Annotated in this window: 24 protein-coding genes; 10 read left to right on the forward strand and 14 right to left on the reverse strand. The window is 70.4% G+C overall.

Annotated features, from left to right (window positions below; genetic code table 11):
* Positions 1-209 precede the first annotated feature (209 nt).
* The 6 genes from ABD140_RS10255 to ABD140_RS10280 all read right to left on the reverse strand — a co-directional run bounded on the left by ABD140_RS10255 (position 210) and on the right by ABD140_RS10280 (position 6,908).
* On the reverse strand, positions 210-818 hold the full coding sequence (locus tag ABD140_RS10255) for a phosphoribosylanthranilate isomerase (protein ID WP_344239254.1): 609 nt from the start codon (positions 816-818) through the stop codon (positions 210-212).
* A 37-nt stretch (positions 819-855) separates the two neighbouring features.
* Positions 856-2,661 (reverse strand): ABC transporter ATP-binding protein, encoded by a 1,806-nt coding sequence (locus ABD140_RS10260; protein ID WP_344239256.1) that lies wholly within the window; start codon positions 2,659-2,661, stop codon positions 856-858.
* 123 nt (positions 2,662-2,784) lie between these two features.
* The gene (locus tag ABD140_RS10265) at positions 2,785-3,387 is read right to left on the reverse strand and encodes an NUDIX hydrolase (protein ID WP_344239258.1); all 603 of its coding nucleotides are present in this window, start codon (positions 3,385-3,387) and stop codon (positions 2,785-2,787) included.
* Positions 3,388-3,476: 89 nt separating this feature from the next.
* Entirely contained in the window at positions 3,477-4,679 is a 1,203-nt protein-coding gene (locus ABD140_RS10270; RefSeq protein WP_344239260.1) for a phospholipase D-like domain-containing protein, read from the reverse strand.
* A 187-nt stretch (positions 4,680-4,866) separates the two neighbouring features.
* Positions 4,867-5,871 (reverse strand): TY-Chap domain-containing protein, encoded by a 1,005-nt coding sequence (locus ABD140_RS10275; RefSeq protein WP_344239261.1) that lies wholly within the window; start codon positions 5,869-5,871, stop codon positions 4,867-4,869.
* Between the two features lie 161 nt (positions 5,872-6,032).
* Positions 6,033-6,908 (reverse strand): LysR family transcriptional regulator, encoded by an 876-nt coding sequence (locus ABD140_RS10280; RefSeq protein ID WP_344239262.1) that lies wholly within the window; start codon positions 6,906-6,908, stop codon positions 6,033-6,035.
* An 86-nt stretch (positions 6,909-6,994) separates the two neighbouring features.
* Here ABD140_RS10280 and ABD140_RS10285 point away from each other — a divergent pair, with 86 nt between their 5' ends.
* Both ABD140_RS10285 and ABD140_RS10290 read left to right on the forward strand, forming a co-directional pair.
* Positions 6,995-7,339 (forward strand): hypothetical protein, encoded by a 345-nt coding sequence (locus ABD140_RS10285; RefSeq protein ID WP_344239264.1) that lies wholly within the window; start codon positions 6,995-6,997, stop codon positions 7,337-7,339.
* Positions 7,332-8,027, forward strand: a complete 696-nt coding sequence (locus ABD140_RS10290) for a hemerythrin domain-containing protein (RefSeq protein WP_344239266.1) — start codon at positions 7,332-7,334, stop codon at positions 8,025-8,027. The genes ABD140_RS10285 and ABD140_RS10290 overlap by 8 nt, the downstream gene beginning before the upstream one ends.
* Before the next feature lie 104 nt (positions 8,028-8,131).
* On the opposite strand, the gene ABD140_RS10295 is transcribed toward ABD140_RS10290, so the two are convergent.
* Together ABD140_RS10295 and ABD140_RS10300 are read right to left on the reverse strand one after the other, a co-directional pair.
* Positions 8,132-9,388, reverse strand: coding sequence for a hypothetical protein (locus ABD140_RS10295; protein WP_344239268.1), 1,257 nt, complete (start codon positions 9,386-9,388; stop codon positions 8,132-8,134).
* 105 nt (positions 9,389-9,493) lie between these two features.
* Entirely contained in the window at positions 9,494-10,321 is an 828-nt protein-coding gene (locus ABD140_RS10300) for a hypothetical protein (protein WP_344239270.1), read from the reverse strand.
* 115 nt (positions 10,322-10,436) lie between these two features.
* Here ABD140_RS10300 and ABD140_RS10305 point away from each other — a divergent pair, with 115 nt between their 5' ends.
* From ABD140_RS10305 to ABD140_RS10320, 4 genes are all read left to right on the forward strand, one after another.
* On the forward strand, positions 10,437-11,183 hold the full coding sequence (locus tag ABD140_RS10305) for a hypothetical protein (RefSeq protein ID WP_344239271.1): 747 nt from the start codon (positions 10,437-10,439) through the stop codon (positions 11,181-11,183).
* A 62-nt stretch (positions 11,184-11,245) separates the two neighbouring features.
* Positions 11,246-12,316: a sensor histidine kinase gene (locus tag ABD140_RS10310; protein ID WP_344239273.1), complete on the forward strand. Its 1,071-nt coding sequence runs from the start codon at positions 11,246-11,248 to the stop codon at positions 12,314-12,316.
* Complete coding sequence (locus ABD140_RS10315; protein WP_344239275.1) at positions 12,313-13,422, forward strand: sensor histidine kinase; 1,110 nt, start codon at positions 12,313-12,315, stop codon at positions 13,420-13,422. The genes ABD140_RS10310 and ABD140_RS10315 overlap by 4 nt, the downstream gene beginning before the upstream one ends.
* Positions 13,419-14,003 (forward strand): LuxR C-terminal-related transcriptional regulator, encoded by a 585-nt coding sequence (locus tag ABD140_RS10320; RefSeq protein WP_344239277.1) that lies wholly within the window; start codon positions 13,419-13,421, stop codon positions 14,001-14,003. Before ABD140_RS10315 ends, ABD140_RS10320 begins: the two co-directional genes overlap by 4 nt.
* On the opposite strand, the gene ABD140_RS10325 is transcribed toward ABD140_RS10320, so the two are convergent.
* Positions 14,000-14,437, reverse strand: a complete 438-nt coding sequence (locus tag ABD140_RS10325) for a hypothetical protein (protein WP_344239279.1) — start codon at positions 14,435-14,437, stop codon at positions 14,000-14,002. The two genes, ABD140_RS10320 and ABD140_RS10325, sit on opposite strands and share 4 nt — an antisense overlap.
* Before the next feature lie 120 nt (positions 14,438-14,557).
* On the opposite strand from ABD140_RS10325, the gene ABD140_RS10330 reads away from it, so the two are divergent.
* Positions 14,558-15,460 (forward strand): hypothetical protein, encoded by a 903-nt coding sequence (locus tag ABD140_RS10330; RefSeq protein ID WP_344239281.1) that lies wholly within the window; start codon positions 14,558-14,560, stop codon positions 15,458-15,460.
* Positions 15,461-15,486: 26 nt separating this feature from the next.
* On the forward strand, positions 15,487-15,891 hold the full coding sequence (locus tag ABD140_RS10335) for a hypothetical protein (protein WP_344239283.1): 405 nt from the start codon (positions 15,487-15,489) through the stop codon (positions 15,889-15,891).
* Positions 15,892-15,991: 100 nt separating this feature from the next.
* Here the strand turns inward: ABD140_RS10335 and ABD140_RS10340 are convergent, their stop codons facing one another.
* The 3 genes from ABD140_RS10340 to ABD140_RS10350 all read right to left on the reverse strand — a co-directional run bounded on the left by ABD140_RS10340 (position 15,992) and on the right by ABD140_RS10350 (position 18,290).
* Positions 15,992-16,441 (reverse strand): hypothetical protein, encoded by a 450-nt coding sequence (locus ABD140_RS10340; RefSeq protein ID WP_344239285.1) that lies wholly within the window; start codon positions 16,439-16,441, stop codon positions 15,992-15,994.
* A gap of 15 nt (positions 16,442-16,456) precedes the next feature.
* Positions 16,457-16,906, reverse strand: a complete 450-nt coding sequence (locus ABD140_RS10345; RefSeq protein ID WP_344239287.1) for a hypothetical protein — start codon at positions 16,904-16,906, stop codon at positions 16,457-16,459.
* 103 nt (positions 16,907-17,009) lie between these two features.
* Entirely contained in the window at positions 17,010-18,290 is a 1,281-nt protein-coding gene (locus tag ABD140_RS10350) for a BTAD domain-containing putative transcriptional regulator (RefSeq protein ID WP_344239289.1), read from the reverse strand.
* Positions 18,291-18,548: 258 nt separating this feature from the next.
* On the opposite strand from ABD140_RS10350, the gene ABD140_RS10355 reads away from it, so the two are divergent.
* Both ABD140_RS10355 and ABD140_RS10360 read left to right on the forward strand, forming a co-directional pair.
* Complete coding sequence (locus tag ABD140_RS10355) at positions 18,549-19,373, forward strand: peptidoglycan-binding domain-containing protein (protein ID WP_344239291.1); 825 nt, start codon at positions 18,549-18,551, stop codon at positions 19,371-19,373.
* Between the two features lie 65 nt (positions 19,374-19,438).
* A complete protein-coding gene (locus ABD140_RS10360; RefSeq protein WP_344239293.1) occupies positions 19,439-20,323 on the forward strand; it encodes a peptidoglycan DD-metalloendopeptidase family protein in 885 nt (294 codons plus the stop codon).
* A 10-nt stretch (positions 20,324-20,333) separates the two neighbouring features.
* On the opposite strand, the gene ABD140_RS10365 is transcribed toward ABD140_RS10360, so the two are convergent.
* A complete protein-coding gene (locus ABD140_RS10365) occupies positions 20,334-21,311 on the reverse strand; it encodes an NBR1-Ig-like domain-containing protein (RefSeq protein ID WP_344239295.1) in 978 nt (325 codons plus the stop codon).
* A gap of 357 nt (positions 21,312-21,668) precedes the next feature.
* The gene (locus ABD140_RS10370) at positions 21,669-22,103 is read right to left on the reverse strand and encodes a hypothetical protein (RefSeq protein ID WP_344239297.1); all 435 of its coding nucleotides are present in this window, start codon (positions 22,101-22,103) and stop codon (positions 21,669-21,671) included.
* Between the last annotated feature and the right edge of the window lie 11 nt (positions 22,104-22,114).

The following is a 22,114-nucleotide window of genomic DNA, read 5'->3' on the forward strand; positions in this document are numbered from 1 at the left end:
GGCGGCCGTGGCGCAAGGAGGGCAGCGCCCGCCCTCTTCCGAACACCGCGCCGCTCCCGCCGAAAGAGCACCGCGCGGGGCAGCGGAACCGGACCCGCGAAGAGGCCCCGGCGATCCGTTCGGGCGGGCCCGCGATGGCGATCCGCGCGTCCCTCGCAGGTGAAGGCCCCGGCGAAGCCGACCGCCCGGAGGGAGAAGCCGTCACCGGCTCAACGCGCCGAGCGCGCCGCCTCGACGAAAGCGGTGATCAGAGCGGGATCCTTGACCCCGCGGCTGCTCTCGACACCGCTGGAGACATCGACCCCCCAGGGCCGCGCGGACCGTACGGCCTCCCCGACGTTCTGCGGAGACAGGCCGCCGGCGAGGATCCAGCGGTCACCGGCCCCGGCGAAGTCCTTCACCGTCCAGTCCCAGGTGGCACCGGAACCGGGGACGGGCGCGTCGAGCAGGAGCAGGTCCTCCCCGAACTCCCCGTAGCGGGGCGAGGACTCCCGGCAAGAGGTCGCACGGATCAGCGTCACCCCCTCACGCCGAAGCGCCGCGTAGTCCTCCGCCCCTTCGTCCCCGTGCAGCTGGATCCCGCGAACCCCGGCGAGGCCGGCCAGCCGCCGCACCTCGTCCACCGCCTGGTTGCGGAACACCCCCACGGTGAGCACGTCCTCCGGCACCCGCCGCGCGAGCCTCGCGGCCGTGTCGGCGTCGACGCGGCGAGGACTCTCGGCGAAGACGAACCCGATGGCATCCGCCCCGGCCTCGACCGCGGTGTCCACGTCCTGCTCCAGCCGCAGCCCGCACACCTTGACGAACAGCTTCTCCATCCCGCCATCGTCGCGCCTTCCCCCCGCGAACACCAATTCACCTCCCGGTCGGTGCCACGGAGCCGGGGTCCTCGGTGAGGAAGCCGCCGGACTGGTGGTGCCAGAGGCGGGCGTAGGAGCCCTGGGCTTCGAGGAGCTCGCGGTGGGAGCCCTGTTCGATGACGCGGCCGCGGTCGAGGACGACCAGGCGGTCCATGCGGACCACGGTGCTCAGGCGGTGGGCGACGACCAGGGCGGTCCGGTCCCGCATCAGGTGCCACAGGGCCTCCTGGACGAGGATCTCGCTTTCGGAGTCCAGGGCGCTCGTCGCCTCGTCGAGCAGGAGGACGGGGGCGTCCCGCAGGATGGCGCGGGCGAGGGCGACACGCTGCCGCTGGCCTCCGGAGAGTTTGACGCCGCGTTCGCCGACCAGCGTGTCCCAGCCGGCGGGCAGCTCCTCGGTGAACTCGGTGACGTGCGCCGCCCGCGCGGCGCTCAGGACCTCGGCGTCGGTGGCGCCCGGCCGGGCGAAGGCGATGTTGTCGCGGACCGACCGGTGGAACATCGCGGGTTCCTGCGGGACGTAGGAGATGAGGCTGCGCAGGTCGCTCTGGCGCAGGCGCGCGATGTCCTGGCCGCCGATGAGGATCCGGCCGCCGTCGACGTCCATGAGGCGCAGCAGCAGCCTGGTCAGGGTGCTCTTGCCGCCGCCCGAACGGCCCACGAGCCCGATCTTCGACCCGTCGGCGATCTCCAGGTCGAGCCCGTCGAACAGGGTGGACGCGCCGCCGTGCGCGAAGCGGACGCGTTCGAAGCGGACCGCCGCGCCGGCCGGCCGCAGCGGCAGGGGGGAGACCGGGTCGACGATGGCGGGCGGCTCCATCAGCAGCTCGGTGAACTGGGCGGCCTCGGTCAGCGTGCTCTCCAGCCGCCGGTAGATCTGGTTGAACTCGAACATGATCCGCGTCGCGCTCGAGTAGTACGCGAACGTCACCACGATGGCCTCGGGACCGAGCCCTCCGCGCAGCGCCATCGCCAGCAGCAGCCCCACCGTGCTGGTGAGCACCGACATCGGGGCGACGACGGCGTCGACCCGCAGGTTCCCGTAGTCCCACGAGAGCAGCGACAGCCGGCGCTGCTCGGCCAGCCTCTCCCGGTACTCGGCGGCCTCCCGGTCCTCGGCCGCGAACGCCCGCACGGACTCCATGTTGGTCAGGACGTCGGCGACGTGCCCCGACACCCGCACCTTCGCCGCCTCGCGGGCGTTGACCAGCGCCTGCCGCCGCCGGATGAACGGCGCGGCCATCAGCCCGGTGACCGCGATGAGGCCCACGAGCGCCAGGACCAGCACCGGGTCGTAGAACCACAGCACCACCGAGGCGAACACCACCGGGATCACCCGGGCCATGATCGAGAAGGTGAGGGCGTCGGCGAAGGACTCGAACCCTCCGGAGAACCCCAGGACCCGCTTGGTCAGCGACCCGGCGAAGGAGTTCTGGAAGAACGCCGCGTCCTTGGCCAGCAGCTCGTCCATCCCCTGCGTCCCGAGCCGCTCGACGCCCCGCGCCACGGTCCGGTTGAGGAAGTGGAACCCGATCCGCCACAGCGCCTCCCCGGCGAGCAGCATCCCGCCGAAGCCGAGCACGTACGGCAGCAGCTCGCCCGTCGAGGCGTCCCCGCCCTCGGCCAGCCGCCCGACGAGCATCCCCACGAACAGCGGGGCCAGATAGGACAGGCAGACGTTGCCCAGGGCCGGGAACATCAGCGCGGGCGACGCCGTCTTCCACTGCCGCCGCATCTCCGCCAGGTACCGGTGCAACGCCAGCAGCATCGCCGTCTTCCGCATGGATCCGGCCTCCGCCATCAGCTCTCCCCGCAGCCGCCGAAGCATCCATGCTGCCTTCGCACGCCGTCCCGGTCGACTCCTTTTCCGGGGTTGTACCGGCCACGGAAGGCAGCTATGTCCGGACTGTCACGGTTGGCGATGTCAGATGGCGGTCCAGTCGGGCTGGCGGAGATCGGCGACGCGCAGGGGGTTGCCGAGGAGGGCGACCTCGCGGAACTGGAGGAGGATGGCGCCCGTGGGCGCGTGGATGGTGGTGCCGGGCCCGAGGCGCATCTGGAGGAGCGGCCCCTGAGCCGTGTCGTGGAAGTGGACGACACCGTCGCCGGTCAGCCGTGCCAGAGGCAGGTAGTGCACCGAGGCGACCTCATCCGGACACGGTGCGAGCGGTCCCAGGACCTCCGGAACCACCACGACCGGTGTGATGACGAACCCGGAGGACGCGGGAAAGTCGTCGAGACGCCCCAGCACGTCGTCCGGGCTGAGAGCGACGCCGAGCTCCTCGTGGAACTCGCGGAGCGCGGTCTGCTCCACGCTCTCCCCGGGCTCCCCGCGCCCCCCGGGCAGGGCCCACTGCCCGGCGTTGCGCCCCCGCGGAGACCGGCGGATCAGCAGAACGCAGGCCTCCCCGTCCCGCTCGGCGACGCAGAGGACGACGGCGGCCCGACGCATCCCGGGCCTGTCCCCGATCTCGACCTTCTCGAACCCCGCCACATGCCGAGCGATCCGCCGCCTTGTCTCCATCATGCGGACATTGTCCACCTCGGCCTGCCGCGGGCCGGAGGGGGCGGCACCGGGCCGCGGCGGGACGGAGGAAGCCGGCCGGCAAAGGCCCGTCAGAGGAAGCGGCGGATGGGCTGCACCGCCAGTTCCCGTGCCCGCTGCAGGGCGGAGCGCCGCTTCCAGCGGCCCGGCCGGATCAGGTCGCTCGCCTCGACGTCCGCCTCGAAGTGCTCGTCCAGCTTCGCCGTGAACACCGGGTCCAGGACCGCGAGCATCACCTCCTCGTCGTGATCGAGGGAGCGGCGGTTGAAGTTGGTCGAACCGATCAGCGCGGCGATGCGGTCGACGGTGATGACCTTGGCGTGCATCATCGTCGGCTGGTACTGGTGGATCTTCACCCCGCACGCCAGCAGGTCCTCGTAGAAGTGCTGGCCGGCCAGCTGGCACACCCGCTTGTCGGTGTGCGGGCCGGGCAGCACGATCTCCACCTCGACCCCGCGCCGCGCGGCGGCGCACAGCAGCTCGATGAAGTAGGCGTCCGGCGAGAAGTAGGCGGTGGCCAGGCGGAACCGCTCCTCGGCCGACTCGATCATCACCCGGATCAGGGTCTGCATGTCCTGCCAGCCGATGCTGGCCGAGCCGCGCACCACCTGCACGATCGCATCACCCTGCTGGGGGTGCTCGATGAACCGGTCGCGCTCGTCGAACAGGTCGTCGTGGCACTCGGCCCAGTTCTGGGCGAACGCCGCCGCGATCCCGTCCACCGCCGGCCCGCGCACCTCGACGTGGGTGTCGCGCCATTCGTTCGGGTTGCGGGCGTCGCCGCACCACTCCTCGGCGATCCCCACCCCGCCGGTGAACGCCACCTCCTCGTCCACGACCAGGACCTTGCGGTGGCAGCGGTGGTTCTGCTTCAACGGCGAGAGCCGGATCGGCCTGCGGAACCAGGCCACGCTCACGCCCGCCCGCTCCATCGCCTCGAGCTGCTCGGCCTCGATCAGCCGGCTGCCGAACCCGTCCAGCAGCAGCCGCACCCGCACCCCGGCCCGCGCCCGCTCCGCCAGCGCCTGGGCGAACTCCCGGGCGATGTCGCCCTTCCAGTACACGAACGTCATCATGTCCACCGTGTGCTCGGCGGCGCGGATCGCCCCCAGCATCCCGGCGAAGATCTCGTCCCCGTTCCTCAGGGGGACCAGCGCGTTGCCCTCGGTCGCCGCGATGCCTATCAGCCGCTCCAGACGGCGCCGTATCCGCGCCGTCCGCACCTTGAGGATCTCGGCATCCCCGGCTCCGGTCCGTTCCCGCGTACTGGTCATGGCATCTCCTCACCGGGCGCAACAGGGAAGAAAAGCCGCGAACGTCCTGGTCCGGCACGGAACGCCGCAACATGGGCGACTGTACCCGCCTGAGAACGCACTCCTGCCAGGACCTCTCCGGCCGAGAAGATCGGACCTGGCCATCTCTTTCTGCGAGGAGGACGCGGCGAGGCGCGGAGCCGACGGCTCAGGAGTCGGGGACGGCGCGGTGCAGCCCCAGGCCGGGCAGATCGAGATGGAAGCGGCGTCCGCGGCCGACCATCGTGGCGCTGTAGACGAGGTCCGACAGGTCGACGTCCAGGTTCCGCAGCTCGTCGACGAGCATGCGGGCGGCCGTCCGGGCGTGCTCGCGGCTGCTGTCCATGGCGTTGGGAAGGCGGCATTGCCACATCGAGTGCGACGATCTCCAGCCTTGCCGCGTCAGCCGGTCGGCGTCGGCGAGTTCCGGCCGGTGCCAGTAGCCGGTCGCCTCGACCACCAGGTCCAGACCGTGGTTCCAGAACTGGACGAACCGCAGCGGGTCGCGGGCCGACCTCAGGTGCACGATGAACCCGCCGGGAAAGAACGGCGCGTCGTAGTTGAGGCGGTTCAGCGCGCGGGCCAGCTGCTCGCGCACCTCGTCCCAGTCGGCGGCGGGCCGGGCCGGCACGGCGGAAGGCAGGTCGGCCGGTTCGGCGGCACGCCAGAGGCCCCGGGTCCCGGCCCGCCCGGCGGCGTCGGAGTCCCGGTCGGTGCACAGCAGCTCGAAGCTCAGCTCGCCCCCGTCGTGCGTCTCGACGAGAAAGCTGGTGCCGGGACGCCGCCACAGCATCCAGGCGTCACCGCCACCCCACATCGTCGGCGGCCCGAGCACCTCTTCCATGATCCACCAAGCGGCACGAAGCTGACCCGCGCGCTCCTGGACCTCCTCGGGGGGCAGGTCGACGACGCGCACGTTCAGCTTGAGCGCCTGACCCGGATCGGAGGCATCGGCGTGCACGCTGCCGTACCCGCCCCAAGGCCCCTTGCGCGGAGCGAACCAACGCAGGGATATGTCCTCTTCAAGCTCTCCGAGCTCCCACCCGAGTGCGGAGACGGCGTGCTCGACCTCGCCCATACGCCACCCGCCCATGTCCAGTGGGACCGTCTGCCGCACCAGCCGCTCGAACGCGTCGGCCTCGAGCCAGCGTCCACGGGGAAGTTCGTTCTCCATGCGGCGGAGAGTAACGATCATCCCGAACCGGGCAAAATCCCGGAGCCGGATATTCCAGAGGAGCGGCGGCGTTCCGCCCTTCAGATCTTCTCCTGCCCGGCCTCCTGGGACCACCCGGTCCGCCGCCACCACCCCATGTGAGCCCGGAGACGAGCCGGCGATCACGCGTCCGGCGCCACCGGGCTCATGCGCGCCGCAAGCCGCTCCAGGAGGAGTTCGGTGACGGGAGTGCGCACGTCGGGGTGGCTGATCAGGCCGACCCGCACACTCGTCTCGGCGCCTTCGGAGTCGACGACCACGGAACCGCCGTCCGGGGTGAGGCTGCGCGGGACGACCAGCAGGCCCATGCCGCGGGAGTGCAGATCCCACGCCATGGCGGGCGTCGAGACCTGGACGGCGATCTCGAGGCGGACGCCGGCCCGCCGCGCGGCGGACTCCAGGGCGTCGCGCGAACCCGCGCCGGCGTCGAGGACCACCAGCGGCCGGGCGCGCAGGTCGGTGACCGGGACGGAGGCGGCCGCGGGCGACAGGCCGACCACCGTGAGCGGGTCGCGCATCAGCTCCTTCCACCGCAGCGGCGTCCGACCCGTGCGCACCACGATGGCGATGTCCAGGGCTCCGTCGGACACCTCCTGCTCCAGGTCGGCGGACGAGGCGGAGGTGATGACGAGCTCCACGCCGGGGAACTCGGCGGCGAACGCGGCGAGGACCTCGCCCAGTTCGAGGATGTCGGCGCCGGCCACCAGCCCCAGCCGCACCCTCCCGCGGCGGATCCCCGTGACGTCGTCCACGGCCTGGCGCACGCCGTCCAGCGCGACCAGCGCCGCACGGGCCTTCGGCAGCGCCGCCTCGCCGGCGGGCGAGAGCCGGACCTGACGGCTCGTCCGGGTGAACAGCCGCTGCCCCAGGAAGGACTCGAGCTCCTTGATCCTCGAGCTGACGGTCGACTGCGCCACGCGGAGCCGGGCGGCGGCGGCACCGAAGGACTCCTCCTCGGCCACCGCGACGAACGCCTCGAGTTTGAGGGTATCCATCATGTTTTTCGATTCTAGCGATCAATTCGATCGGTTGGATTAATCGATGCGGGCCGTCCAGACTGGGGTCCGGCACGAAGGAGGGGAAGATGTCGAAGCTCGAAGAGAAGGTGGTGGCCGGTCTGCCGTGGCTTTCGGCCGTCGGGGCCGTCGCCATGACCGGTGCGGCCGTGGCGAGATGGCCGAAGCTCGACGCCGTGAACCGGGTGGCGTTCGGTCTGGACGCGGCCGTGTACGCGGCGGCCGTCCTGCCGCTGGCCCGCCGGCGGTCGGCCGGCTGGTGGGCGCTGTACCTGGCCACCTTGCTGCAACCGGTCTTCGGCGGCATCGAAGCCGCTCAGGACCGTACCCGATGGCCCTCCGCCGCCGGACGGACGGCGGGCGCCGCGGCCGTGGCGGCCGGTCTGCTCGGGGTGCGGGAAAGCTATGCCTGACGCCCCGGCGAGGCCCGCCGACACCCTGATGATGTCGCTTTTCCATGCGGCGCTGCGCCGCGATCTCGAACGCGCCGCGCTTCTGCTGGAGAACCCCGGCACGCTCTCACTCCGCCGGAGCCGCCGCCTCGGACGCCACCTCCTCTGGCTGATGGGCAACCTCCGCTGGCACCACGAGGGGGAGGACCACTACCTGTGGCCGCTGCTCCTCGAACGCGAGCCGGGCGGCTCGGCCGTGCTCGACGCGATGAAAGCCGAGCACGACGCGATCGACGAGCCCCTGTCGCGGCTCGAATCCCAGTCCCGCGGCCTCGTCGCCGGCCGCACCGGCCCAGGCGAGGTGCTCACCGCGCTGAACGCCCTCACCGAACCGCTCATGAAGCATCTGGCGCATGAGGAAGGCGAGGGCATGGCGATCGCGTCGCGGGTGCTCGACCACCGGGAGTGGAAGGAATTCGAACAGCGCGCCTGGATCGACGGCTCCACGGCGACCCAATCCATCCGCTTCCTCGCCTGGATGGCCGACGGCGTCGAATGGCAGAAGCCGCTCCGCCGACGAGCCGCCCTCCCGGCCCCGCTCTACTGGTCAGTGGTGAAACCCCTCTCGTTCATCGCCCGCGTTCCCGGACCGAGCATCTGGGCCGGCACCCCCGCCACCCAAATCAAAAGCCGGATAACGCCCACCTGACCCCCAAGGCCCCCACCGGCGTCCAGGTCCTCTCCTGCCCTGCTTCCGGGGATCACCCCATCCGCCGCCCCCATGTGAGCCTGAGGACGAGCACTCCCTGTGCGTCAGAACGGGGGCTCCTCGGCCCACTCCGGTGTCGTCGAGGTCAGGTGTTCGTCCAGGGCACGGGGTCGCCGCTCGGAGAGATACCAGTCGAGGTTGTACTGGACCCAAGGGTCGGCTTCGGTCTCCCGCAGCTCGCGCAGCCGGGCATGAAGGCGGGTAAGGCCGAACCTGCTGACCACGTCAACGCCGTGGAAACGAAGAAGCGCGTCCGCGTCGTCCAAGAGCCCGGCGGCTACATCGTCGAGCAGGTCCTGCCGGAGGTCTTCTCGTGGGGTCTCCCGGGCGAGCCGGTAGGCCGCCTGCCGGCGCCGTTCGAGATCGCCGCACGCCAATTCCGACAGCACGTCGGTGAAAGTGAGTCTGCGCAGGACGACGAGTGCTCTGAGGCCCAACGGGATGCACGACCTGGCGTACCGCGCGATACCGTCCGCGATCGTCTCGGCGTCGTCGAGGTGGCGGGGGGACCTGTGCCTCCGCCACCTCAGCAGATCCCACAGCTCGGCGCGCACGGTGGGATCCGCGTCGATGGTCGTGGCTCTGATCAGAGCGGTCCAAGCGCCGTCGCTGACGGTCGGCAGCCGCAGCAACGACTCACCGGCCCGGGCCCGCCGCTGCGGGGACGGATCCTCGTCGAGGACGGCGAGCAGTTCGGGTTCCTCCAGCGGAAGCCGTTCGCCGAACCAGCCCACGTCGCAACCGGCGAGGGCTTCGTCCAACCACCGCTCGTACCAGGCCAGGAAGTCGGCGTCCTCGACCACATACGGGCCGACCGGTCCGTCGGCGTCGAGGTTGAGCAACCGTCCCCGTGCCGGCCCCGTCACGACCAGCCGAGTGACGAGAGCGCACCCGTGCCCGGCGACCTCCAGCGTGCCCGGCAGGAAGCTCCCATGCGGATCCGGCGGATCCTCGTACCGCTGCTCCCAGTCGTCGAGGTAGCGAGGTCCGGGCAGGTACGGGCTGCGCCGGGCCAGATGCCCCGACCGGCGACGCGCACAGCACGAGGCGTCCAGGCGGCGCAATCCGACACCCGGCCCGGCGCCCGCACCACCCAACTCGGTGACGAACGACCGATACCCCGAGGGAAGCGTCACCTCATGCCGCTCCTCGAACCCGGCCACCACGGCTTCCGGCAACGGCGCTTCGAGCTCGAACCCGTGCGCATCCGCGCCGAAAGCCCTGGACGCCCTCGGGTCGGCCCGCGCCACCGCGATCTTTTCGGCGATCCGTCCCAACCGGACATGATCGGCTTCAGGCATCCGGTCAGCCTACTGACACGGCGCGTCCAGCGAGCCCGGCCCTCGGTGAAGATGATGAGATCCTCGCCTTCATCGGCCCCGGACGGGTCCGCTCGAGTGGAAGGCTCAGTGCCAGAACGGGGCGTCCAGGCCCTGGAACCAATGCTTCGGGATGGTGGCGGGGCTGGAACTGCCCGAAGCGGTGTAGGCGCTGAGTATGCGGTTCGCCTGGTGGGCGGAGTTGTTGGTCGAGTGGTCGTAGGGGCGGTGACTGACGTCCTGTGCGATGTGGTGGGCTTTGGTGAAGGCGGATCCAGGGGTGTCGGCGCACTTGTACTCGTCGAAGCCCCTGCCCTCCAGTTCGCCGCCGAGCTCACGGAAGTCGTCGGCGGTGCCGCTCCAGAAACGGTTCCCGCCGGGCGGGGCCGTCCCGCCTTCAGTCGAGCCGTAGAAGTAGTCTCCTCCGGGCATGCGGTAGGCCCATGCGACCTTGCCGCGTTTGGTGTCACCGTCGAGGAAGACGCAGGCATGGCCGGGGGCGGCCTCGGGATCGGCCTCGGGGTCGACAGGCGCGGACGCGCGCCGGGAGCACTCGGGGACCTGGCCGGTGATGTCGCCCGCGGTGTCCAGCCAGACGTCGGCGATGTACCCGGCGACGCGGCCGGAGGAGTCCGCGACCTTGTTCCAGTAGGGGTTGGCGCCGCCCCAGCCGGAGATCGTGTACGCCCCTCGGGCGTAGCAGAGCACGGTGAAACGGGTGTTGAGGCGGGCCGAGCCGATCTTGGCGCCGTCCGGAGCGTCCCTGACGAAGACGTCGGGGCTGGCGGCGACCCGTCCGGAGACGGTGCGCTCCGGCGCTTTGCGGGCCGGCTCCGGATCGGCGGAGGCGGAGACCGCGCCGAACGTGGTGAGGGCCACGGCGACCGATCCGCTGACCGCGAATGTCCAACGCATCGACGATCCTTCCTGATTCGGAGATGGTCGTGACCAGCCTGGTCAGCCTTTATCTTTTTCGAAATCCCCGGAATTGGGGATTTCGCCTATATAGGGGGATGTTCAAGCTGAGGCCATGAATCCTCTGCATCCGTACGCGCCGCCGGCGGCGCGCTCGCTGAACCCGATCGCCGGCTGGCTGACGGCCGCGATCGGAGCGACCATGCTGCTCGATCTGGTCCTCATCTCGGGGTTCTCCTCGGCGGCGGACGACGAGCCGAGCACCGACGGACTCCTCGGCCTCCAGCCGGTCGTCGTCATGTTCAACCTGCTGAGCGTGGCGGGGAACCTGCTGTGGATGGGAACGCTGCTTCGTGCCCGGCAGAACATCGAGAACCGGTTCCCCGGACGGCTTCGGTGGTCACGAGAGATGCTGATCGCGGCCTTCCTGGTCCCCCTCGGCCTGATGCTGGTCCAGGGTCAGGCTCTGTTGCCGCCGCTCCTCGGCTTGACCGTCGACCTGGCGCTGTACGTCGCGTTGATCCTCATCGTTCAGGAGCTCTGGCGGCAGAGCCGTCCCGGCGGGCCGGGGCCTCACTCGGTCCTCGTGTTCTGCTGGGGTGCGCTGGGGACGGCCCTGACGCTCTCGTCGGTGATGGCCTCGATGTCTCTTGCGGGTGCGCCGGCGGACGATGCCGTCTTCGCGGAGACCGGGTTCTCCGCTGACCGGTTCGCCGAGGCGTTCCGGGCGGTGGCGATGGTCCACGGGCTGGATCTCGTCTTCAGCGTCGTGGCCATCGCCATGGTGTGGCGGTTCACGGTGCTCCACCACGCGGGCATGCGCGCCGTTGAATCCTCCTCGGGGGAAGGCCGCTTATCGTAGCGAATGGCGTTTGTTGGTAAATCCCCCTTTTAGGGGGATGGTCGGTGGTGTATTCATGATCTATGCCACTTGTCGCCCAGGCGCAGGAACGGCTCGCATGGATGTACGCCGGTTTCCGGGTCGCTGGCTGGGTGCTCGCCATCGTCCACGCGGGATATCTGGACGCTCCGTGGTCATGGCGGATCACGCTCGGCGCGATCCTCGGCATGGTGCAGACGGGACTGATCGTCGCCTGGACGCTGAGGACCCGCCGGGTCCCCGGTCCGGCGCTCGCCATCGCCGACCTGGCCGTCATCGCGCTGATGGCGCACGTGGCCGCCGAGGGCGATTTCGCGGACCACCGGTTCGGCTCGTGGGTCTACCTGTCGAGCTTCGTGATGATCCCCACGCTGGGGATGGTCCTCCCGCGGCTCTGGCAGCTGCTCGTGGCACTCCTGCTCTGGGACGTCAACTGGTTCGCCGCGGCGGTCGGCTCCGGCGAGCCGTTCATGATCGCCGACTACCTGCTGTGGGGCGTGAACTCGCTCGGCGTGTGGTTCGCGATGCGCTCGCTGCTGTCCTTCGCCGCTCAGGCCGCGGTATCGAGGGAGCGGGAGGAGGCGAACCTCGCCGCGGCCGCCCGAGCCGACCAGCGGTTGGAGTTCGTCCGGCTGCTGCACGACCATCCCCTGCAGACGATGGAACTGCTCGCACGCGGCACCGACGTCGCCGACCCCGAGATGCGGCGCCGGCTGCTCGCGGACGCCACCCGGCTGCGCGCCTATGTGCGGCACGGAACGACAGGTACGGCCGGCAGTCTGCAGGCGGTGCTCATCGACTGCGCGTCCGACGCCGGACGCGATGGGCTCCGGGTGAGGCTCGAACTGAGCGGGCTGGACCGGGAGACACCCGCACCGGCCGGCGCGGAAGCCGCGGTGAGGGCCGCGCTCGACAATGTCGCCCGGCACTCCGGCACGGACGCCGCCACCCTTTCCGCCACCGATGAAGGCGGGACCGTCTCGGTCAGCATCACGGACAAGGGACGCGGTTTCGACACCGACCAGAAGCCCGTCACACTGCCCGCACGTTTCCACGTGCTGTCCGAACCGGGTGAGGGCACCTCGGTCACGCTCCTCTTCGAGGTGTGCCGGTGACGCTGACGGCGCGGGTCGACCGATGGCTGTGGACGGTCCTGCTGTGGTTCCGGCTCGGAGCGATCGTCCTTTTTCTCGCGGACAAGCGCGGCGAACTGGGCTTCTGGCTGACCGAAGTCGACTCGCAGCGGCTGCACCCGATCGCGTGGGCGGCCATGGCGGAGACCGCGCTCCTGCTCGGCCTCACCTGGCGCACGCGCAAGCCGCCACCGGATTGGGCGGCCGCGCTCGATGCGGCTGCGCTCTGCCTGGTGACGATCGCCAACGCCCACCAGAGCGGCCGACCCGACCTGCACATCTGGGAGGACTGGACGTTCGAGTACGCCCACCTGGTGACCGTCGGACTCGGGCTGATGACCAGAAGGCTCTGGGTGCTGCTCGTCTGCGTCCTCACCTGGAGTGCGACACACGCCGGCGTCATGCTCTGGCTCGGCCTCGGCTTCCCCGCGTACGACGGCGTCGCGTGGCTGGTGAACGCGCTGGGCGTCTGGGCGATCATCGCGCTGGTCAAGGACTGGGCCCTTCGGGCCGACGCCTCGCGGGAACGGGAGCTCGCCTCCGCGCGGGCCGCCGCCGAGGCCGACCAGCGCCTGGCGTTCGCGCGCATCGTCTACGACCACCCGCTGCGCACGATGGAGCGGCTGGTCGACGAGGAGCACATCGCGGATCCCGCCGTGCGGGCGCGTGCGGCGGTCGCGGTCGCGCGGATGCGCGAGTTCGTGGAGTCCGGCGGCCCGATCGACCTCCGGACCGGGCTCAGGGCGGCGGCCGCCGCCAACCGGAACCAGGGGGTGCGGATCGTGGTGGACGTGGGTCAGCTCGGCCCGCTCCCGGAGCGGACGGCCACGGCGGTGGCCGGTGCGGTCGGCGAACTGCTTCAGAATGTGATCAAACACGCGGACGCGACGACCGCGACGGTCCGCGTGCACGACGAGGACGGAGTGCTCACCGTGCGAGTGTCGGATGACGGGATCGGCTACACCCCGGGGAAGGACGGCTTCGGGTTGACCGAATCCGTGCGGGGCCGGATCGAGGCGCTGGGCGGCGGCGTCCGTATCGAGAACCGTGAAGGCGCGGTCGTGACGCTCACCGTGAGCAGCAGATGACCGACATCGTGATCATCGAGGACGAGAAGATCGTCCAGGGATGGCTGCGGGACGTGTTCGACGGCTGCGACGACATCACGGTCAAGGCGGTCCTCGCCCATCCGGAGCAGTTCGACCACGTCGCCGACCTGGTCCTGCTCGACCTGTACTACGGCAAGCGGGTCCACATCGACGCGGTCGCACGGCTGTCCGCCGTGACCGAGGTCCTCGTGGCCTCGGGGTCGCCGCGCGACCGGGACGTGCTGTCGGCGATCAAGGCCGGCGCGCGCGGCTACGTGCTCAAGGACTACGACCCGGACCGGTTCGTCGAAGCCGTCCGGGCGGTGGTGTCCGGCGAGTTCCACCTGAGCGACGAGCTCGCGGGGGTCCTCCACCGGGAGCGCCCGGAGATCCCCGGCGGTCTCACCGAGCGCCAGTGGGAGCTGCTCGGCCTGCGCGCCCAGGGACTGGCCGACAAGCTCTGCGCCCGGCGGATGAACATCTCGCCCGAGACGGTCAACAGCATGCTGAAAGACATCCGCGACCGGCTCGGCCTGCGCACCAAGACCGACATCGCGCTCTGGTACGAGCGCGAGTCCTAATAGATCCTGGTCCACGGGCCGCAGGAGGGCTTCGTCGCCTTGACGGCCATACGGCACTCGCGGACGTACATGTGGCCTGTGTTCCGTGAAGTGATGCCGGCCAGGTTGAGGGACGCGGGGCCGTCAGCGAGGCCCGGCCTGGACTTCGGACGGATGAAGCCGGCCTGGACGTCGGCCTTGCGGCCCTTCCGGGTGAACTTGAAGAAGACACCGGCGGCGTAACCGTCCTTCTTCTTGTCGATCAGCTTGCCCGCCGTGACGACCACCGACTTGCCACCGCGGACGTACTTGCCTGAGACGGAAACCGCCTTGAAGCGGTTCTCGGCGCGAAAAGGCCTGGCCTTCCCATTCCCGCCCGCCTCGGCGGGAACGGCTCCGGCGAGGCAGGCGGAGACCAGGAACGCGGTGGCGAACGTCAGAACTGGGCGGCGCATCAGGAACCCCCGGCGGCGTGGACGGCAACGGACCTCGATCGTGCAGGGCGGCACCGCTGCGCGTCACTCCCCGAAACCGGGTATGTCCGAACGGGGGGACCGGTTGCCACGATCACCGGTATGACGAAGCGCAAGACTGTGGCGGCCGCCGCTGCGGCCGGAATGCTCGCAGGGACGGCGTTCGCGCTCTCCCCTCCCGCATCGGCGCGCGCCGCCGACGGGGTCATCGGCCGGGCCGCCGGCGACCCGTCGGTCAACATCCGCCGCGCGCCCGAGGGCGAGATCATCGGTACGGCGCCGCTGAACAAGCGGTTCCGCACGCTCTGCTGGACGGCGGGGGCCGGCAGCCACACCGGGTGGGGCGGCACCAACAAGCTCTGGGACAAGGTCGCCGACCTCGACACAGGGGCCGAGATCGGCTACATCGCGGACGTCTGGCTCGACACGGGCGCCGACGTCACCGGCCAGGTCCCCGAATGCGGCAGCCGCAACGCACCGGACTCCGCACCCGTGGAAACCCCGCCGCCGCCCGCAGCCCCGCCTCCCGCCCCCGAAACCGTCGGCACCGGCGCGCGGGCCTGCGTCTTCGTCGCGTCCGTGGGGGCGAGCAGACTCGGCCACGTGGGCTGGGCGGTTCGGGATCCGGGCTCAGGCGACTGGCTGTACGGCTCGACCGACAGCGTGGGCGGCTCCGGCTTCATCCCGCCCGGCCACGACAACGGTTCCTGGTACCGGACCACGACCAGCGAGGCCGAGGTCCGTAAAGGCTTCAAGAGGCACGATCGCAACTACGACGGATACCGCTGCATCAACGGAAGCGTCGGCACGTTCCCCGTCGCGAAGGCGCAGGCCCAGTTCAACATCCGCGCCGGCTACTGGGTGCTCGGCAACAACTGCCTCGACCATACGCTCAGCATTCTTCGGGCCTACGGCGAAACCCGCATCCCACCCGCCCAGATGACCGTCCTGCCGAACGTCTGGATCGACACCCTCCTCCTCTGGGAGCCCAAGAACCGCCCCTGACCCCTCGAAGACCGACCGGAGGCGATGTGAAGAGAAAAGCCCTCACCCGACTGGCGGCCGTCCTCCTCTGCCTGGCCCTGCCCCTCACGGCGCCCACGCCGGCCGCGGCGGCCGGAACGAAGACCTACAAGGTCGCCGCGGCTTCGATCAGCGGCAAGAAGATGCGGCTGTACTGGGGCATCACTGTGTGCAAACGCACTGATATCACCGAGTGCAGGAGCCACACGACCAGACACACCACCGCCGAGCACACCGCACGCGTCCGGGTGCCTGCGGGCTGGCAGCTGACCGTCGAACTCGTCGCGTTCAACAACCGTAAGTTCCGCGCCCGCGTCCACACCGGCAGGAAGAAGATCCTTGACCGCCGCTCCAGCCGCGGCTCCATGGACGGCCACGACTACCAATACCTCGGGCATGTCTTCAAGAACTGACCGAGCGCCGGAACGGCGGCGACTCCGCCGACTACAGCGGCTATGACCCAGGTGGTGCCCGGCCGTTGGGGTTCGACGGCCGGGTGCCTTTCGGGTCGTGTCAGCCGCAGTTCTTGAACTCGCTTCTTCCGCCGGTGGCCTGCTGGGTCGAGTTGGGGGCGAGGATCACGCCGAGGTAGGCGACGCACTTGCCCGCGGCCTTGACCTTCACGGACTCCCAGTGGGAGGCGTCCGGGTCGCAGGAGTGGGTGCCTCCGGCGCCCTGGACCTCGATGAAGGCGCAGATCTCCGAAGGCGTGCCGTGCGAACCGGCCGTCTTGTTGGTGACCACGCAGTTGTAGCCGTTGCCGGCGTTGTAGGTCAGGAGCACCTCGCCCCACTTGGTGCCGCCGGACGTCACGACGTTGCGGACGCCGTCGGTGACGATGGAGTATCCGGAGCCGCAGCCGTACGTGACGGCCTCGGTCCGGGTGTGCGCCGAGGCCGCGGACGGCTGGAGAACCACCGAGAGCAGCAGGGAGGCCGAGAGCAGGCCGAGTACGTTGCGCATGATGTCCTCCTCCGGTCAGCAGCGCTCGCTGGTCGACGCCTTGGGGTCGCCGTTGACGGGCCACGGGCCGTAGCCGATCCAGCCCAGCGCCCGGGTGCACACCGACAGGGTGCTGGCGCCGGACGACCAGAGCTCGCTGAACCGGCCGCTGTTGCAGCGCACGTCCTCGATGGTGGTGGTGGTGCCCGAGCGCGTGGTGACCGAGGCGCAGGCGTTCCATGAGCTGTGGGTGTCGCGCCACCCCTGCCAGACGTACAGGTAGGCCCAGTTCTTGTTGCAGCCCTTGAACTGCTTCACCGACGCGAACGTCTGGCCGCCGGAGTTGATGTAGGCCGTCGTGCCGATCTGGGTGACGCCGCTGCTGCAGTAGGGGTTCGTCTCGGCATACGCCGGCGCGCCCAGGCCGACGATCATCGGCAGGGCGAAGGCTCCGGCCATGGCGGTCTTCACGAGGAGGGAGGTCATCGTCATCTTTCCGGTCGACGGGGCAGATGACGCAAAGCGTGGCGATGGAGGCTGCATTCCCGCTGAACAAGGGGCCTGACAACAGCCTGACAACAGACCGGATTCAGGGGACGACGTGCACGTCGAAGGAGACGCCGGTCTGGTGCGGCAGGTAGGGCTCGCCGTTCGCGTCGACCATCTTCCAGCCGACCGTGCAGCGGCCCGGAGTGCCGGACGCCGTCACCTCCACGCTCACCTCGACCGTCCGGCCGGGCTCGGTATCGGGGACGCGAACGCCGGCTGCGGACGGGCACCGGCCGGTTCCCGCGGTGGAGGGCTGCCGGGCGAGGAAGCGGCCGCGCCACGGAACCGTGCCCGTGTTGGTGAGGCGCCACGTCTTCACGAACCGCTCGCCGACCCGGACCGAGGTGCCGTCGGGAATGGTGACGTCCGCGTCGAACCGCGCCTCGTCCCCGGGAACGGGCCGGGCCGCGTGGGCGGGTTCCTCCGGTCCGCGGGCGGAGATCCAGCCGAGGCCGAGAAGGAACACCGCCAGGCAGGCCAGGGCCGCGGCGTCGAGCCGGCCGAAGCGCCGCCTCGGAGCCTCGGGAGCCGCGGGCGCCTCGGGAGCGGCGGGCGCGGTCGGCGTTCCGCCCGCCGGAAGCCGGACCTCCTCCCGCGCGGGCTCCGCCAGGATCTCCTGGTGCAGGCGGCGGAGTTCGGGCTGCGGATCGGTCCCCAGCTCGTCGGCGAGAGTGACGCGGAGCCGCTCGTAGCAGGTCAGTGCCTCCGCTGACCTGCCGGACCGGTGCAGGACACTGATCAGCCGCTGGTGCAGCGGCTCGCGCAGCGGGTTGCGGGCGGCCTGCTCGGCGAGGTCGGCGACCAGCGCGGCAGGCGCGTCGTGCTCTTCGAGGCAGCGGTCGGCGTAGGCCTCGAGCACCGACAGCCGCAGCTCCTCGACCCGCGCCGCCTGCGTCTCCATGCACGGAGACCGGGGTATGCCGTCGAACGGAGCCCCCCGCCACAACGCCAGCCCGCCGTACAGTTCCTCCCGCGTCGGGTCGCCGGACGCGGCCGCCTCGAAGCTCACGAGATCGCTGGTCGCGTGGTCCAGGTCGAGTTCGTATCCGCCCGCGCGGGTGCGCAGTACCTCTCTGGCGGTGTCCGCGTCGGAGAGTGACCGGAGCAGCGTCCGCAACCGGGAGGCCCGCACCTGCACCGCGTTGACCGGGTCGGACGGCGGACGTTCCGGCCAGAGCCGGTCCGCCAGGTGCCCGGTGGAGACCGGCCGGCCCGGATGGGCGAGCAGTTCGCCGAGAAAAGCCCGGTCCTTCGCGGCGGTGGGGGCGACCGAGCGCCCCTCGTGCGCGATCTCGAGAGGGCCCAGTACGCGGAACTCCATAACGGGATCCTGCCATTCCGGCTCAACGGCTTTCAAGATCGAAAATGTTCGCCCGCCTCCGGTGAGTGCAGGTGCGTGCAGACCGCCGCCGCGCAGTGCGTCATCGGCACAGGTCACGGGTTCTTTACAGGAGTGCCTTCGGTTGTCGAACAGGCTGACAACAGCGACGCCTTGTGAATATCGGCGGCTTTTTCCGACAGTTGATCCGATCCTCGGGCACCGTCCCCCGCCCCTCGAAGCGCCGCGATCAGGAGAACCATGAAGCTGCCCACCTACGCCGCCCTCGCGGTGGCCGCCCTGCTCGGACCGCTCCTCGGAGCGCCCTCGGCGTCCGCGGCGGCCCTGCCCGCCGTCAACATGGAAGCCACCGTCAAGGCGGCCCAGATCGACCCGCGGCGGGCCGACAACACGCTGACGCCGGGTGCCAAGTCCAGCGTGCTCCTCGTCGAGCAGGCGCTTCGCGACCGCGGCCTCCTCGACGCGCAATGGGTCGACGGCTACTTCGGCACCTCGACGATCGCCGCCTACGCGCGGTACCAGCAGTCGCTCGGCTACACCGGCCTGGACGCCAACGGCTTCCCCGGCAGGAGCTCGCTCACCCAGCTGGGGAACAACCGCTTCACGGTCACCGCGATCATCCAGCCGGGCGCCCGGGTGTCCCTCGACGGCTTCGTCGTCAACACCCGCACCAAGAACATGCTGGTCGAGGCGGAGCGGCTGCTCGGCCGCGACCTCGTGCTCGAACAGGGCTCCTACAACCCCGGCGGCGACCCCACCTCGGCGGGCACCCATGACGGAGGCGGCGCCGTCGACATCTCCGTGGGGGGGATGACGACCGCCGTCCGGACCGCGGCCGTCACGGCGCTGCGCCGTGTCGGTTTCGCCGCATGGCTGCGCAGCCCCGCGCAGGGCGACTGGCCGTGGCACATCCACGCCGTCGCCATCAGCGACACCGACCTGTCCGGCCAGGCCCAGCACCAGGCCGGCGACTACTACCTCGGCCTGAACGGACTCGCGAACCGCGGCCCGGACGACGGCCCGAAGGTGGAGATCCGGACCTGGGAGGAGTACCAGCGCCTCTGACCCCCGACCCCGCCCGCTCCCTACCACCGCACATCGCCTCACCCCCTGACGATCCGGAGGAACCCATGAAGGCTCTCGGCAAGTTCCTGTCCATGACCACCGCGATGCTGGCGATCGGCGGCGCGCTCGTCGCCACCGCCACGCCCGCCTCGGCGGCCGCCCGCAACGGCGTCTGCGAGGACGGCGAGTTCTGCTACTACTACAACAGCGACAACGCGGGCTCGGTCTCGGACTTCACCAGCTCCCTCGGCAACTACGGCACCACGCAGCCCGACTGCTACGAGTTCAAGGGCGCCGGCGCCGGCCAGGGCCTGTGCATCAAGAACGAAGCCGCCTCGGTCTGGAACCGCAGCGACCAGACCGTCGTGGTCTACTACAACAGCAACTACGCCGGCGCCTCCCAGTCCTTCGCCCCCGGGGCCAAGGGCAACCTGAACGCCACCCTGAAGAACAACAACGCCTCGCACCAGTTCGGCGGCACGGCCACCACCAGCCTGTCCTACGGGCTCTACAAGGCGAGCGGCGGCGGGATCAGCTGCCCGTTCGACGGCTACACCAGCACCCCCGGCCGGCACGAGGGCATCGACTTCGCCCGCAGCGTCGGCTCGGACGTCCACGCCCTGATCAGCGGCACCGTCACGCGCATCACCTACGGCGCGAACGGCAGCGGCGGGTTGTCCACCATCGCCGTCTACAACGCGTCGCTGGACAAGACGGTCATCTACCTGCACACCGCGCCGCGGTCGCTGTCGGTCGGCCAGTCGATCAGCAAGGGCCAGACCATCGCCGACGAGGGATGGCGCGGGGTCAGTTCCAGCGGTGGCGCGCACACCCACGTCGAGATGCGCTACGGACGCCAGACCGCCGCGTCCGTGAGCGTCGGCGACCCGGTCCTGAACAACCCGAACCCGTACTCGTTCTGGCGCAGCCAGGGCTACAGCATCGCCTGACCGCGCCCCGCTAGGAGGCCCCCGCCGCGTCCCGCGCGGCGGGGGCCCGAGGGTCGACGATGATCTGGAAGTTGGCGGGCCGGGTGGCGGGGAACGCGATCCTTCCCCCGGCGTCGACCATCTTGAAGAGCACGTAGCACAGGCCCGGGGTCTTCTGCGTGGTGACGTCGACCCGGATGTCGACCATCTCGCCGGGCGGCGTGTCGTCGATCGGCACATCGGTGATGGTCTGGCACCGGCCGACCTGCTGCGGCGAGTCGAGGCGGCGCAGGCTGTACCCGTTCCACGGCACCGTCCCCGCGTTCTGGAGCCGCCAGACCTTCGTCACGGTCACGCCGGGGGCGACGCGGGCGCAGTCGATCAGCGTGACGTCCGCCACGAACACCGCCAGGTCGCCGGGGTGCGCCGGGGGCGCCGTCGGCGGGTTGGGCGTGAGGACCGGGCAGTCGGCCGGGCCCGGAACCGGCTCCGCCGTGCTGCGCAGCGGATTCACGCCCTGCTGGCCGGCCCCGGAGCCGCGATCGCCGGAGACGGCGATGACACCCGCGATCCCGACACCGACGGCCGTCGTCGCGAGCGCGGCCTTCACGGGGGCGGACAGCCAGGCCCGTCCCCGCTCCGGCGCCTTGCCCGGCCCCGGCCGGGCCTCCTCGGCGGAGGCGTCGGACGGCGGCCGCGCGGAGGAGTCGTTCTCACCGCTCTGCGAGGCGGGTCCGGCGTCGCCTTCGGCGCTCGCCCCCCTGACCGCCCGGTTCGCCTGCTCCCACCGTTCACGGTAGTCGGCGGGATCGCCGCCGCACGCCTTGACGAACTCGACGGTGGTCTCCCAGCTCGGAAGCCGGTTCCCCTTCGCGGCCTCGTACAGGGTCGTGTGGGAGATGGCCCCGGACCGCCCGGACATCTCGCGGAACGGCGGATTGCCGCTTGAGCTGCGCACATCCCGCAGGACCGAGGCGAAGTCACGAATTGCCGATACCCGTGCGTCCATGTCTCCCACCGGCCGAAAACTAACAGCGCGATCACCCATCATTCAACACAAGATCTGACTCTCTTCCACACCGTTCCCCAGGGTTCACCGAAACCCCGGCCCCGACCCGCAGGCCGGTGTCTCGGGAGAGTTTCCTCGAAATTACAGACGCCCTTTTCATTGGAATAGTGCGTCCATAATCGACGGCAAGGGCATTCGATCGACGCGGGGAACCACCGCTCCCCGGCAGAGCCGACCAGATTCGCCGCGCACGGAACTTCGCGGCACCCCCTCCGAGGGGTCAGGCCGCTGACAGGCAAGGATCCCGAGGCCGAGGGGGGCCGACCGGACCCCGCCCGATTCAGGTGGTGCCTCTTGTCATGCCTCGGTGCACGCATAGGAGGAGCCGTACGAGGCCGACCAGCGTTCCGCCGAGAAATTTTCGAAATCACCTGCCGCTTCGCATTCCAGCAGCCACTCCAGCGCGCCATCCGCTTCCGAGCCGGGCGGCAGCTGCTGGAGGAACGCCTTCGTCTCGGGCAGACCGGCTCCACAAAGAAGCTGGACGTCGATCGAACAGCCGGCATCGAAACTCGATGTCTTCGCGTCCCAGATCAGCAGCACGTCTTCCAGCACCCCGGCGTTGAAGAGCTGCACGCAGCTGAGCCGCATCAAGTCGATGTCGCTGTCGTCGTGGTCTTCCTCCTCCAGGCGGGTCTGGGTCCTCAGTACCTCACGGACCTCGTCGAGCAACGCGTCTTCAGGCCGCAGGCCGAAGCGGGCAAGGCTGTCAGTGGCACTTGTGACGGTCATGGCCGTGAGCG

Origin of the sequence: Actinocorallia libanotica, assembly GCF_039525175.1 — a bacterium.
Taxonomy (GTDB): Bacteria; Actinomycetota; Actinomycetes; order Streptosporangiales; family Streptosporangiaceae; genus Actinocorallia; species Actinocorallia libanotica.